This window comes from Halorientalis pallida (assembly GCF_004118325.1).
Lineage (GTDB): Archaea > Halobacteriota > Halobacteria > Halobacteriales > Haloarculaceae > Halorientalis > Halorientalis pallida.
The window spans coordinates 761,555-774,722 of record NZ_RDFA01000001.1; the positions used below are offsets into that span (position 1 = coordinate 761,555).

Genomic DNA, 13,168 nt, shown 5'->3' on the forward strand with positions numbered 1-13,168 from the left:
GTGACCTCTCCCCAGCGGCACTCGAAGCAGTCGGTCACGGTCGGCGACGCGACCGGCGCGAACGAGCGCGTCCTCGTGTTGAACCCCGTCAGCGGGGACGGCGACCACGCCGACCGTGTCCGGGGACTGGCGGCCGAACACGACTTCGTAGTCCGGGAGACCGAGTCCGAGGGCGACGCGATGGCCTTCGCGGCCGAGGCGGCCACCGAGGGAGCCACGCTGGTCGCGGCGGCCGGCGGCGACGGCACGTGCAACGAGGTCGTCCGCGGGCTGGTCGACGCCGGAGCACTTCCGGCCGTCGAGTTCGCCGTCGTCCCCGCCGGGACGGGCAACAACTTCGCGACGAACCTCGGCGTCGAGGACGTCGAACACGCGTTCGATGTGATCGAGACGGGCGAGCGTCGCCGCGTCGACCTCGGGTTCGCCAACGACGAACCCTTCCTGAACTCGTCGATCTGCGGGCTGACCGCCGAGGCCAGTACGGACACCGACGACGCGCGGAAGTCCGAACTCGGCGTCGTGGCGTACGCCCTCGAAACCGTCCGGACAGCCGTCTCCTACGAGGGCGTCGAACTCGACGTGGCGGCGTTCGGCGGCGTCGACGGGGACCGGACCTGGGAGGGCTCGGCCGTCCTCTTGCTCGTCGGCAACGGCCGCCGGTTCCCGGTCCGCGGTCGGACGCAGGCGGACGTGGAGGACGGCGCGCTCGACGTGACCGTCGTCGAGGAGCGACCCGGGTCGGACCTGGCTGGACTCGCGCGGACGGCCCTGCTCGAACGGATCCTCGGCCCCGACACGGATCTCACGACGAGACTGCAGGCACCGGCGCTGACGGTTCGAGTGGTCGGCGACGAGACGGCGACGTTCAGTCTCGACGGCGAGATGCACAGGGCCAGTCGGGTCCGGTTCCGCACCGAACCGGCGGCCGTCCGCCTCCCGGTCGGGCCGGCGTACGAGCCGACCCCCGACACGGACTGAGCGTGTGGCGCAACCTCGATTCCTTTTTCAACCCGCTGGTCGATTGCACAGGCATGAGTTCAGAGGAGACGGCCGGGGAGACAGACTCCGGCGGGGGCGAACCGGAGCACGAGAACGCACGCCAGGCGGTCGTCACGGTCGACGAGGACGACACCGAACTCGGGACGGCCAACCGCCTCGACGCCCACACCGGCGACGGGATCCGGCACCGCGCGTTCACGTCGCTGCTGTTCGACGAGGACGACAACATCCTGCTGGCCCAGCGCAGCCCGGACAAGCGCCTCTGGGACACCTTCTGGGACGGTACCGTCGCTTCCCACCCCATCCAGGGTCAGAGCCAGGAGGAAGCGACCCGCCAGCGTCTCGAAGAGGAACTCGGCGTCACACCCGACCAGTACGAGGGCCTGGAAGTGACCGACCGCTTCGAGTACAAACGCTACTACCCCAACGAGGGCGTCGAGTGGGAGGTCTGTGCGGTCCTGCAGGCGACGCTGACCGACCGGACGCTCGACCCCGACCCCGACGAAGTGGCCGGCCTCATGTGGGTCCCCTACGAGCGCCTTCACCGGAACCCCAAGTGGTACCGACAGCTCCGGCTCTGTCCCTGGTTCGAGATCGCGATGCGGCGCGACGTCGAGTAACGGGTCGACTGTTCTGCCGTCAGACGCCGTCGACACTCGCCGACGAGCCGACGGCTACGCGGTGTCGCGTCCGAAAAAATAGGCGACGGAATCGTCGTCGATCCGTTAGCTACCGGTCTGGATGTTGAACTCGGTCAGGTACGCCGCTTCGTTGTCGCCGGGTCCGGCCGGCAGACCCTGTTCGGCGTTGACCTGGTCGTTGATGTTGACACCGAAGACCGAGCCACAGCCTTCCGCGGTCTGGACGTCGAAGTCGTCGGAGACCAGCTTGCCGATGTCGGAGTCGTTGATCCGCTCGCCGGACACCGTGCTGGTGGCCGGGAACGGCGAGCCGGTCTGGTAGGACTTCTCGGTCGAGACGTTGATCGAGACGCTCGGCAGGTTACAACCCGGATCGGAGAGCCGGTTGGCCGAGTCGCTCGTGACCTGGTCGTACGGGTTCTGCGCGGGCGGTGAGACGTTGAAGATGCTGCCGATCGTCCACACCGTGATCCCGATGTCGACCGTGGTTTCGAGCGAGGTCCGACCGGTGTCGACGTTGAACGTCCCGCCAGCCTGCCCGACGACGGTCAGGTTGGCACGGAAGTAGACGTTCCCGATGGTGTCGGACTGCGTCTCGTTGATGATGTCCCGCGCGGGCGGGAAGTCGACGTCACCCCGCCAGGTGTTGTTGGACGGGAAGATCGTCCCGTCGATCTGGATACAGCCGTCGGTCGGCAGGAAGTCCGGACCCTGCTCGGCCGGCGTGGGTTCGCCGTCGCGACACCGCGAGTACAGGATCGGCCGCGAGTTGTTCGGCGTGCCCGTGTGGAGGTAACTCTCCTCACCGCGCACGTACGCCGTGAACGGCTTCGGACCCATGTCTTCCATCTCGAGCGTGAAGTCCTGGGTCACTGCTTCACCGGGACCGACCGAGACCGAGGCGGAGGCGTTGTCGTAGTCCTGCGCCGAGGCCTCGACCGTGTAGGTGCCCGGTGCGACCGTCAGCGAGTAACTGCCGTCGGAGGCAGTCGTCGTCGACTGGCCGTTGGCCGTGACCGTCGCGTCGACGAGGTTGTTGCCGTTCGTGTCCTGGACGACACCGCTGATGGTGCCGTCCTCGGGCGTCAGCGAGAAGTCGACCGTCGTCGTGTCGCCTTCGGTCACCGTGGCCTGCTGGGTCGCAGACTGGTAGCCGTCGGCGTTCGCTTCGACCGTGTAGTCGCTCGGCGCCACCGTCAGCGAGTAGCTGCCGTCGGAGGCGGTCGTCGTCGACTGGCCGTTGACCGTGACCGTCGCGCCCGCCAGCGCGTTGCCGTTCGTGTCCGTCACGGTCCCGGCGATCGTGCCGTTACCCGGCGGTTCCGCTTCCAGCGTGAAGTCGACGTCGGTGACGTTGTTCTCGGTCACCGTGGCCGACTGCGTCGCCGACAGGAAGTCGGTGGCGCTGGCCGTCACGTCGTAGGTGCCCGGCGCGATCGACAGTGAGTAGCTGCCGTCGGTCGCCGTCGTGGTCGTCACACCGTCGGCCGAGACGGTCGCGCCAGCGATGGCGTTGCCGTTGGCGTCCAGCACGGTTCCGCTGATGGTGCCGTTGTCCGGCACCGGTTCGTTGAGCGTGATCTGTGCGGTCTCCGTATCGTTCGCCGTGGAGACACCGTGCGTGTAGGTGTCTGCCGGCAGACCGCTCGTGTCCACGTCGAACGTCACGGTCGTGCTGTCGTTGGCCGCCAGCGTCTGCTGCTGGGAGGCCTGGGTCTCCAGCGACCCGTCGCCGTCGGTGTCGAGACCGAAGTCGACGGACTGGGTGCCCTCCGCGCCGCCCGTGTTCTCGACGTCGGCCGAGACGGTGATCGTGTCACCGACCGTCGCCTCGGCGGGCGCCTGCAGGTTCGAGACCTGGAAGTTCGCCGTCGGCGTCGGCGGTTCCTCGACCGTCACGTTGGCCTGGGCCGAGTCGTTAGCCGTGCTGACCACGGCGATGGTGTCGCCCGCATCGCCGGCCTGGGTCGTCCAGGTGAGCGTGACCGTCTGACTCTCGCCACCGGCCAGCGTCAGGTTCTGCACGTCGCGAATCTCCTGGGCAGCGACGAGCCCGACACCCTTCGTGTCCGTCTCGTCGCCGGTGTTCGTGACCGTCGTGGTGACCTCGAGCGTCTCGCCTTCCGTGACCGGCGAGTTCGTGCTCAGGTCGCCCACCTCGAAGAAGGCGGGGTCCGGCTCACCACTGACCTCCTTGAGGACGACGACGCCGTCGTCCGCGTTGATGGTCCCCTCGACCGTCTCGCCGTCCTGGATGGACGCCGACACGTCGACCGGGTACTTCTCACCGAAGAAGAAGAACGCGCCCACGCGCAGGGACACGCTCTGCTCCGATCCGGTGGCCGTCACGGTCTCGGTCTCGTCCGCGACGGTGATGTCCACCTGCTCCCCCTCAGGAGCGGTGAAGGTGACTCGTACTTTGGAAACTTTCCCCGTGAAGAGGGTCTCCTTCGTTACCGCCGCGGTAACGTTCCCGAATTCCGCCTGGTCCGTCGTCTGCGTCGATGCGTCTGTCGCCGCTGCGGGTTGCACCGCCACCATCCCCATCGCCACGACAGCGATAAGCAGTGCCGTCAACCCGGCTGAGTACAGTAACTTACGATTCGTTTGCAAGGTTTGCATTCCGCTACCCCCAGGTCTTCATAGATTGTTCCATACATATAATATTTCGCCAAAACGAGACAGTAATTTATTCGTTGGGGAGCGAAAGAAAATTGCGAGCCGGCGGTTCAAAACCGGCAAGAGAGTTTTTCACTGCTGGTAACTGGCGGGTCGGCTTTTTATCGGTGGCCGTCGCTGGGAGAGGCATGGAGGTCGAGACGTACAATTCGCTCGGCGGCCAGGTCGCGCTGGTCACCGGTGCGACCCGCGGCATCGGGGCGGCTATCGCCGCGGACCTCTCGAACCGCGGGGCCACGGTGTACGCAGGAGCCCGGAATCCCGAGGACGTGACCGGCCCGGCCCTGCGTCCGCTCGAAATCGATCTCACCGACGAGGACGCCCTCGTCGACGCCGTCAACCGGATCGACGACGAGAAGGGCCGTCTCGACATCCTCGTCAACAACGCGGGCGTGATGGACAGCCGGTCGGCCCTCGCGGAGATGCCGACGACCGTGATCGACGACACTCTCGACACCAACCTTCGCGGCCCGCTCGTGCTCACGAAGTACGCACTCCCGCTCCTGCTGTGGCGGGACGGCAGCCGCGTCGTCAACGTCTCCTCGGCGCTGGCGTCGCTCCGTGGCGACGCTGGCCGCGGGATGCCCGCCTACCGGATCTCCAAATCCGGGCTGAACGCACTGACCGCATACCTCGACGCCGAGTACGGCGACCAGGGCCTCATCGCCAACGCCGCCTGCCCGGGCTGGACCCGCACGGAGATGGGCGGCCCGGACGCCGAGCGCAGTCCCGAAGAGGGCGCTGACACGCCCGCCTGGCTCGCCCGATTCAAACTCGGGTGCCCGCGCGGGCAGTTCTGGCGGGACCGGCAGATAATCGACTGGTGAGCCGCCGAACGAAAAGTCGAGATTACGTGCGCTTCAGCTTGCGTCCTGCAGGTTCAAGAAGAGATCGAGCCGTAGCTCGTTCTGTCCGGGCTCGTTCTCGTCACCGTCGTCGTCACCGGAACCCGGCCCGTCGCCGTCGCCAAAGTCGAAGCCGGGCTCGTCGTCGGACTCGAACCCGAAGCCGGGGCCGTCGCCGTCGTCGTCGAAGCCGAAATCCTGTGCGATGGATGCCTGATTCCCTGTCGCTGCCACTGGTGCCGTGCCGACGGCGAGAACGCCGATCACGACGACCGTCGCGATCGTCACGGGAATCCCCGCGTCGTGGATCCACTGTCCTGTATTCATGTCTGTGAGATCGATGTTCGGTGGCGACGCGGCTCCAGGCCTGGAGAGAGGTCCCCGATCCCCCCTGCGACGTCGCGCAGTATCAGCGACCTAGATGCCACACCCCCGGCGCCGCCGTCACGGCGCAGGTGCGACCGATCCACCCGGATATCGTCCTCGTATCGTCGCCACTACAGGTGTGCGTTCTGTCGTATCATTGTTGCAGATTGTCCCGAATATCGACGGTGCTTTGTTACATAATATTTCGAGCGTAACTATTTTCGCGATCCGGTCGCGAACCCGATCGGCAACCACCTCGAAACGAGGTGGTCACACGTGGTTTTGCGCGTTCCGCGCCAAGGATCCGTGATGGCACGAGAGGTCAAACTCGCGCGGCTGGACGAGGAACTGGCGAACGTGGAGTATCCTGTCGAGCGGGACGAGGCGGTGGCGGCGTTCGAGGACGTAACGCTGGCGCTGGCCGACGGAACGGCGAACCTCGGGCGGACCATCGACCGGTCCGATGCCGAGCGGTTCGAGTCGGTCGACGAGCTCCGGAGCGAGGTTCTGAGCCAGCTTCCGCGGCGCGCCGTCGGGGAGCCCTACCAGTCGGAAGGCGAGGGGTAGCTCAGTCGTCGGCGGAGAACCCGATCTCGGTCGGGTCCAGGGCCTGTCTGAGCCCACCGACTGCCGCGGTTCGCTCGGTGCCCGAGTCGTCCGCCTCGTCGGTGTCCGGCAACCACGCCGTGACGGTACAGCCGTGGTCGTCGTTCTCGAACTCCAGGCGACCCCCGAACTGTTCGACGGTCCAGTAGACGACCCAGAGTCCGACACCGCTCCCGTGTTTGAGGGCCGTCTCCTCGCCCTCTTCGAGGACGGCCAGTTCGTGGGGGTCGATCCCCGGGCCGTCGTCTGCGACTTCGAGGACTGCGACGTCGCCCTCGTCGCGGACCAGGACGTTCACCGTCGGGTCGTCGTGGTCGTTGTGTTCGACGGCGTTGGCGAGGAGTTCGTCGAGCGCGATGGCGATGGCGGGGTCGACTCCGACGTCCAGTTCCGCCGGCAGTTCGAGGGTGATCTCCGCGACCGGGTAGCGGTCCCGGGCGTCCTGGACTTCGGTCGTGACCGTCTCACGGAGGTCGACCGTTACCGTCCCGTCCTCGTCGAACGTCCGCGAGACCTGTCCCACTTTGTCGCTCTGGTCGGTGATTCGGGTCGCCGTCTCCGCGATCAGATCGAGACGCTCGCGGAGGTCCGGATCGGCCAGCTGGCGCTCGACGAGTTCGGCGTTGCCCGCGACGACGTTCATCTCGTTGCGGAGGTTGTGTCTGAGCAGGCGGTTGAGGACTTCGAGTCGCTGGCGCTGTTGGCGCTTGTCGGTCACGTCCCGGAGGCTGACGAGCGTCCCGGCGACCGCGCCCCGAGCCCGGTGGAGCGGCGATATCCGGACGTTGTAGTACCGGACACCCTCCTCGCCCTCCAGCGAGAGTTCCGTCTGGACGTGCGTCCCGGTCTCGTCGTCGAGCAACGCGGACAGATCGGGCAGGAGCGTCTCGATTCGCTCACCGACCGCGGCGGCTTCCGACCGGTCGAACAACTCGGCGGCCGCCGGGTTGACGTCCGCGATCCGCTGGGTATCGTCGAGGACGATCACGCGGTCCTCCATGTTCTCCAGAATTTCGTCGCGCGCGAGGTGTCGGGCGACCGGTACGACCTCCAGTAACTGCCCACGCAGGATCGTCCCCGCGACGATGATCCCGCTGAACAGGAACCCGACGTTCGTCGGATCGACGCCCGCTGGCAGGTACTCGAAGACGTACAGCACGTTACCCACCAGCGGAACGAACAGCGCGACCAGCAGCGCGGTGGCCTGGGTCCGGTAGACACCCTCGGCGAAGAGGATGACCCGCAACAACAGCGCGCCCCCGATCAGCAAGAGCAGGTACGAGTAGATGAGGTGCGCGTAGAACACCGGGCCGATCGACTCGGTGATGACGGCGAACGATCCGCTCGTATCGAGGGTGAGTCCCGTCCTGACGAGGGAGGGCTCTGCCCAGAGGACCCCGACGAAGACTGCTGGTTCGACCAGCAGGAGGGCGACCGTTCGCCTGGTGATCCACTGGTCGTTACCGGTATACTCGAGGACGAGCGCCAGCCACGCCAGCGGGACCACACAGGAGGCGGCGATCTCTAGCCGCGTCCAGAACACCTTCGGTCCCAGCCCCGCCGCTGCGAGGTTCATTCCCTCCGCGAACGACCAGGCGCTCGCACCGATCATGAACACCGCGAGCGGGAAGGCACCCGGGCGTTCCCGATGCTGGAACGCGAAGGCACCCACACCGAGCCCCACGACTGCCGAGAGGAACACCGGCGCGGTGTAGGGCGTGTACTGGAGCTCCATCGGACGTTGGCGGAACATGACGGACGTCGAGAATAAGGGTTCCCTCGGCGCTATCAAAATTGAGAGCCGAGTCAGTCCGTTCGGGAGCGCACCGCCGACCAGACGGCGATCGCGGCCAGCACGAGCGCTGGGATCAGCGGCAGGGCGAGATAGGTGTTGCGCCAGCCCCAGCCCAGAGCGGCGACGCTCCCGCGGGCCGCGGGCAGCAGGTACAGCGCACCCGGGACGATCAGGAAGGCGACGACGATGGCGGCGACCAGGAGCCAGCCGCGCCAGTCGAACTCCTCGTCCACGTCGCCCACCGTGTTGCGCGGGTAGGCGTCCGCCGGATCGTCCTCCTCTTCGGTCGTGTCGCCGTCGCTGCCTTCGACGGTACCCGGTTCGTGGACGTACGTGTCGTCGCTCACAGCTCGCTGTCGGGTCTGACGACGACCTTGCCGAACCCTTCCCGGTCCTGGAGCATCTCGTGGGCGCGGGCCGTCTCGCTCATCGGCAGGGTGTCACGGATCCGGGGCTCGAACTCGCCCTCCCAGACCAGTTCCAGCACGTCGTCGACCTCGCCGGGCGTGCCCATCGTCGAGCCGATGACTTCGAGTTGGTTCCAGAAGATGCGGTTCACGTCCGTCTCGGGGTTGGGGCCCGTGGTCGCCCCGCAGGTCACCAGCCGGCCGCCCTTCGCGAGGCTGGCCAGGGACTTGTCCCAGGTCGCGGCCCCGATGTGGTCGACCACCACGTCGACGCCGCGGTAGCCAGTGATGTCCCGGATCGCGTCGTCGAAGTCCTCCTGCTCGTAGTTGATGACCTCGTCCGCGCCGAGTTCGTCGGCGTACTCGAGTTTCTCCTCGCTACTGGCGGTCGCGTACACCTCCGCCCCGACGTACTTCGCGATCTGGAGCGCGGCGTGGCCCACGCCGCCACTCGCCCCCAGAACCAGGACCGTCTCGCCGGGTTTGAGGTCGGCCCGCGTCACCAGCATCCGCCAGGCGGTCTGGAAGACCAGCGACGCCGAGCCCGCGACCTCCCAGTCGACGTGGTCGGGCACCGGGACGAGGTTGTCCGCGGGGACGGCAGCCTGCTCGGCGTGGACACCCCGGACGTGCTCGCCGAGGATGTGGAAGTCGACACACATCGTCGGTTCGCCGTCGCGGCAGAACTCACAGGAGCCACAGGAGACGCCGGCCGAGACGGCGACGTGATCACCCTCCTCGAAGCGGTCCACGTCCGTACCGACCTCGGTGACGACGCCGGCCGCGTCGCTGCCCGGGATGTGGGGCATCTCCAGATCGATTCCCGGAAGCCCGCGTCGTGTCCAGACGTCGAGGTGGTTGAGCGCCGCCGCCTTCACGTCCACGAGTACCTCGTCGTCGGCCGGTTCGGGGTCCGGGAACTCGTCGTACTCGATGACGTCGGTGTCGCCGTGCTCCGAGAATTGGACTGCCTGCATATCCGTCTGCTCGGCCGGCGTGTGCAAAACGGTGTCGACTGATCGGGCCCCTCAGGCACCGTCGGAGGCGGCGACGAACGCCGCGAAACTCGCCTCGTGTCCGGTCCGTGAGACGTGGGCGTCACGCCGTCCCGCAACCGGCTCCCGATCGGCCACGATCGCTTCCGCCTCACAGTCGTGGCAGACGAAGTGGTACCGTGCCATTACGTGTAGGGTTGGACTGTTGGCCCCCGAAACGCCCGTTCGGGGGACCGGCCTGCGGCCGACTCGACAGCGCGGATCGCCGGCGGACCGGCGGGAGTGTTTAGGGGGCGCAACCAGAAGGACCGCTATGGTCGACTTCCAGTCACGCGACACCCGCCGCTCTCTCGACGAGGACGAAGACGACGCGGAGGCGGCCGACGAACACGAGGCGGACGGACACGAAACGGCCGAACACGAAGACGGTGAACACGACGAGGAGCACACCCACGATCACGATCACGACCACGACCACCACGCACACGACCCGGAGTCCCTCGGCGTGGCAGTCGTGACCGTCTCGTCCTCGCGGACACGGGAGGACGACCCCGCGGGCGACGCCATCGAGACTGGCGTGACCGAGGCGGGCCACGACGTCGTCGTCAGAGACGTGATCCGGGACGACCACGACGGCGTGCAAAACACCGTCGACGCGGTCGCCGGCCGGGGCGACGTGGACGCGGTCGTCACCACCGGCGGCACCGGGGTCACGCCCGACGACGTGACCATCGAAGCCGTCGGCCCGCTGTTCGACAAGGAGTTACCCGGCTTCGGCGAACTGTTCAGGAATCTCTCCTACGACGAGATCGGGACGAAAGTGGTCGGGACCCGCGCTACTGCGGGCATCGTCGACGGCACAGTCGTCTTCTGCCTGCCGGGCAGCGAGAACGCCGCCCGCCTCGGCACCGAGGAGATCATCGTCGAACAGGCCCCCCACCTCGCGGGACTCGCCCGGCGGGAGTGAGCTAGTCGAACCGCCGGCGGGCGGCCAGCAACCCGGCCAGCACCAGTCCGAGCGCCGCCGCGAGGAGGCCGAATCCGGGTCCGTTCGCGCCGGTCGTCGTGTCGTCCGTCGTCGCGTCGGTCGACTCGGCGGGGTCGTCCGCGGGTGCGGACGCACCGAACCGACTGGCCGTCGACTGGTCGGTCGCCGATCCGTCGTCGTTCCCGTCCGGCATGGGTGCCAGCACCGAGAACGCGGCGGTCCGGTTGCCGACGCCCGCGCGGTACTCACCCGGTCGCTCGACCGTCGTCGCGACCGAGACCGTCTCCGTCTCGTTTTCGGGCACGGCGACCGCTAGCTCGTCGACCACGGTATCGGTCCCGTTCTCGCGCTGCCGGCGCAGGGTCAGTGGCACCTGGTCCGTCCCGTCGCTCGTCTCGTCGAAGCTGACGGTGATCTCGACCGACGACCCGGCGTCGACGGTCGTCCGACCCGTCCGAACCGCCGCGACCGACACCGACGAGTCGTTCTCCGTCCCGTTCGACGTGTCGGCGGAGTCGTCCGATTCCGGCTCCGACAAGTCGATGGGGCCGATCCCCGGACCCTGGGGGTTGATGTCGTCGGCGACACCGACGACACCGGAGGTACCGTCGTCTTCGGCGCCGTCGTTCGCGCCGTCTTCACTTCCTTCGTCACTGTCCCCGTCCGATCCGTCGTCTTCCGAGTCGCCGTCGTCGGTGTCCTCGTCGCTGTCACCAGTCTCCCCGTCCGATCCGTCGTCTTCCGAGTCGCCGTCGTCGGTGTCCTCGTCGCTGTCACCAGTCTCCCCGTCCGATCCGTCGTCTTCCGAGTCGCCGTCGTCGGTGTCCTCGTCGCTGTCACCAGCGTCCCCGTCCGATCCGTCACCGTCGTCGGCACCGCCGTCCGATCCATCGCCTCCCGAGTCACCGTCGTTCGCACCGCCCTCCGAATCGCCGTCCTCTGCGACGGATATCTCGGTGGTGATCTCGGTTTCCTGGCCGCGTTCGTCTTTCAGCTGCAGCACGATCTCGTGGGTTCCGGGCTCGTCGAAGGTGTGCTGTGCGGTCGGTTCCTCGGGACCGCTCTCGCCGTCGAAGAACCAGCAGACGTGCGTGAGGCCGTCCGAGAGGTTCACCGCCTCGACGGTGATCGGGTCGCCGACGGTCGCCTCGTCGGGCGCGTCGATCTCACCGGTCGGCGGGTCGTCGCCGGCCGTGTCCACCTCGATCACGTGTTCGGCCGTCGCCTCGTTCCCGTTCTCGTCGCTGACCGTGACGACCACGGTGTAGGTCCCCGCCGCGTCGAAACTCGTCTCGGTCGTCGGCGCCGTCGTCGTCCGGTCGACGGTCGTGTCGCCGTCGAAGTTCCACCCGTAGCTCTGGATGCCGTCGCCGTCGGTCGACGCGTTCGCGTCCAGCGTCACCGTCTCGCCGACCGCCGCGGTCGCCGGTCCGGTGAGTGCGGGCACCGGCACGTCGTCGGGCCCGTCGGTCTCCGAGCCGTCCTCGGACTCGTCGCCGTCGTTCCCGGAGTCCTCGTCGCCGGAGTCGCCGTCGGAACTGTTCTCGGTAACCGTGACGGTCGTCGACGCGGTGGCGGTGTTGTTCGCGTAGTCCCACACCGTGACGGCGGCCTCGTAGTCGCCGGTCGATTCGTAGGTGTAGGCCGCGGTCGGGGCCGTCGTGTTCAGATCGACGGTGCCGTCGCCGTCGAAGTCCCAGCCGTAGCGCCTGATGCCCTCGTCGTCGGTCGCGTCGGTGGCGTTCAGCGTGACCGACTCGTCGACCGCGGCGGTCGCGGGATCGGCGGCGAGTGCGGCCGACGGCGGCTGGTCACAGCCGCCCCGGTTGACCGTCACGTTCGCGTCGCGGTCGAGCGTGGCCTGTTCCTCCGGACCGGTGAACAGCCGCCACTCCTCGATTCGATCGTCCGGGTTGTCCGAGGCGTTCCACTCGCCCCAGGCCGCGGCGTCCTCGTTGAACGCCGGCTCGATCGTGATAGAGACTGTTTCACTCGCGGTCAGCCCGCGGAACGCGGCGCCGTCGGTCCGGTCCTCGTACCACATCCAGTCGATCTCGCTCCGAGTGCCCTGGTGTTCGAAGTCGTCGTCGCGACCGTCGTATCCGTCGTCCTCGACGGCCCACTCGCCGTCGGTCGGGAGCCCGGTGAAGGTCATCGAAGTGACCCCGCCGTAGGCCCCGTCCTCGTACTTGTCGTGGACGAGCACCAGACTGTATCCCTCACTGCCGTGGTAGATCAGGAGGTTGCTGACCTGGTTTTCCTGTAACTCGGTCGTTCCGTTCGAGCTGTAGTTGGTCGAAACGTCGTAGTCGTAGAAGGCTTCGACCGTCCGGGTTCCGTTCCCGAGCGGCTCGACATCGTAACACTCCTCCCCCTGTTCGACCGTGATCGTCACGTCGTCGGGCGACGGGGCGTTCACGGTCGCGACGCCGTCGGCGGTCACCGACGCCGGTCGGTCCGTGTCGGTCGCGCCGGCCGCGATGCCCGGCGGGACCGCGGCCACGCAGATCGCGAGGACGATAAGCAGTAGCAGCGGTCGACGGCCGACGCTGACGGACTCGGCGCGCATCACGCTCCCCCCGTCGACGGTGCAGTGCTCGTCGCCTCCGCTTGGCACCCAATCGTTCGGAACTGTCCGCGAGTGACGGATCGGTTGGTTGCGCCGATCATGCGATAGGCCGGCCTACCGCGTGTCCACTCATTGTTATAGGCGTACTGCGCGGTCGCAGTCACTCCCTTCGCCGGCGCCGAACGGGTCGACGGGGAGCGACGACCCGGAACCGAGCCCTTTCGACGACGGGCGACAGTTCCGCCGCTATCCAGTGCCTACCGACGTCAGTCACCGAC

At 67.5% G+C, this 13,168-nt stretch carries 12 protein-coding genes; 5 read left to right on the top strand and 7 right to left on the bottom strand.

Going from position 1 to position 13,168, the window contains the following annotated elements:
* Together EAF64_RS04165 and idi are read left to right on the top strand one after the other, a co-directional pair.
* On the top strand, positions 1-978 hold the full coding sequence (locus EAF64_RS04165; protein WP_129067691.1) for a diacylglycerol/lipid kinase family protein: 978 nt from the start codon (positions 1-3) through the stop codon (positions 976-978).
* A gap of 53 nt (positions 979-1,031) precedes the next feature.
* The gene (gene idi, locus EAF64_RS04170; protein ID WP_129067692.1) at positions 1,032-1,619 is read left to right on the top strand and encodes an isopentenyl-diphosphate Delta-isomerase; all 588 of its coding nucleotides are present in this window, start codon (positions 1,032-1,034) and stop codon (positions 1,617-1,619) included.
* Positions 1,620-1,724: 105 nt separating this feature from the next.
* Here idi and EAF64_RS04175 read toward each other — a convergent pair whose 3' ends face one another.
* Complete coding sequence (locus tag EAF64_RS04175; protein WP_193767561.1) at positions 1,725-4,172, bottom strand: carboxypeptidase regulatory-like domain-containing protein; 2,448 nt, start codon at positions 4,170-4,172, stop codon at positions 1,725-1,727.
* Between the two features lie 275 nt (positions 4,173-4,447).
* Here EAF64_RS04175 and EAF64_RS04180 point away from each other — a divergent pair, with 275 nt between their 5' ends.
* Positions 4,448-5,146: an SDR family NAD(P)-dependent oxidoreductase gene (locus tag EAF64_RS04180; RefSeq protein WP_129067694.1), complete on the top strand. Its 699-nt coding sequence runs from the start codon at positions 4,448-4,450 to the stop codon at positions 5,144-5,146.
* Between the two features lie 33 nt (positions 5,147-5,179).
* Here EAF64_RS04180 and EAF64_RS04185 read toward each other — a convergent pair whose 3' ends face one another.
* Complete coding sequence (locus EAF64_RS04185; protein WP_129067695.1) at positions 5,180-5,491, bottom strand: hypothetical protein; 312 nt, start codon at positions 5,489-5,491, stop codon at positions 5,180-5,182.
* A 348-nt stretch (positions 5,492-5,839) separates the two neighbouring features.
* On the opposite strand from EAF64_RS04185, the gene EAF64_RS04190 reads away from it, so the two are divergent.
* Positions 5,840-6,097: a DUF5789 family protein gene (locus tag EAF64_RS04190; RefSeq protein WP_129067696.1), complete on the top strand. Its 258-nt coding sequence runs from the start codon at positions 5,840-5,842 to the stop codon at positions 6,095-6,097.
* Between the two features lies 1 nt (position 6,098).
* Here EAF64_RS04190 and EAF64_RS04195 read toward each other — a convergent pair whose 3' ends face one another.
* Genes EAF64_RS04195 through EAF64_RS20790 form a run of 4 tightly spaced genes read right to left on the bottom strand, consistent with a single transcriptional unit; the run spans position 6,099 to position 9,519 of the window.
* The gene (locus EAF64_RS04195; RefSeq protein WP_129067697.1) at positions 6,099-7,889 is read right to left on the bottom strand and encodes a histidine kinase N-terminal 7TM domain-containing protein; all 1,791 of its coding nucleotides are present in this window, start codon (positions 7,887-7,889) and stop codon (positions 6,099-6,101) included.
* Positions 7,890-7,942: 53 nt separating this feature from the next.
* Positions 7,943-8,278: a hypothetical protein gene (locus EAF64_RS04200; RefSeq protein WP_129067698.1), complete on the bottom strand. Its 336-nt coding sequence runs from the start codon at positions 8,276-8,278 to the stop codon at positions 7,943-7,945.
* Positions 8,275-9,315: a zinc-binding dehydrogenase gene (locus tag EAF64_RS04205; protein WP_129067699.1), complete on the bottom strand. Its 1,041-nt coding sequence runs from the start codon at positions 9,313-9,315 to the stop codon at positions 8,275-8,277. Before EAF64_RS04205 ends, EAF64_RS04200 begins: the two co-directional genes overlap by 4 nt.
* 51 nt (positions 9,316-9,366) lie before the next feature.
* Positions 9,367-9,519: a hypothetical protein gene (locus EAF64_RS20790; RefSeq protein WP_193767562.1), complete on the bottom strand. Its 153-nt coding sequence runs from the start codon at positions 9,517-9,519 to the stop codon at positions 9,367-9,369.
* A 127-nt stretch (positions 9,520-9,646) separates the two neighbouring features.
* Here EAF64_RS20790 and EAF64_RS04210 point away from each other — a divergent pair, with 127 nt between their 5' ends.
* Positions 9,647-10,300, top strand: coding sequence for a MogA/MoaB family molybdenum cofactor biosynthesis protein (locus EAF64_RS04210; RefSeq protein WP_129067700.1), 654 nt, complete (start codon positions 9,647-9,649; stop codon positions 10,298-10,300).
* Position 10,301: 1 nt separating this feature from the next.
* On the opposite strand, the gene EAF64_RS04215 is transcribed toward EAF64_RS04210, so the two are convergent.
* Positions 10,302-12,890: a PKD domain-containing protein gene (locus tag EAF64_RS04215; RefSeq protein WP_129067701.1), complete on the bottom strand. Its 2,589-nt coding sequence runs from the start codon at positions 12,888-12,890 to the stop codon at positions 10,302-10,304.
* Positions 12,891-13,168 lie beyond the last annotated feature (278 nt).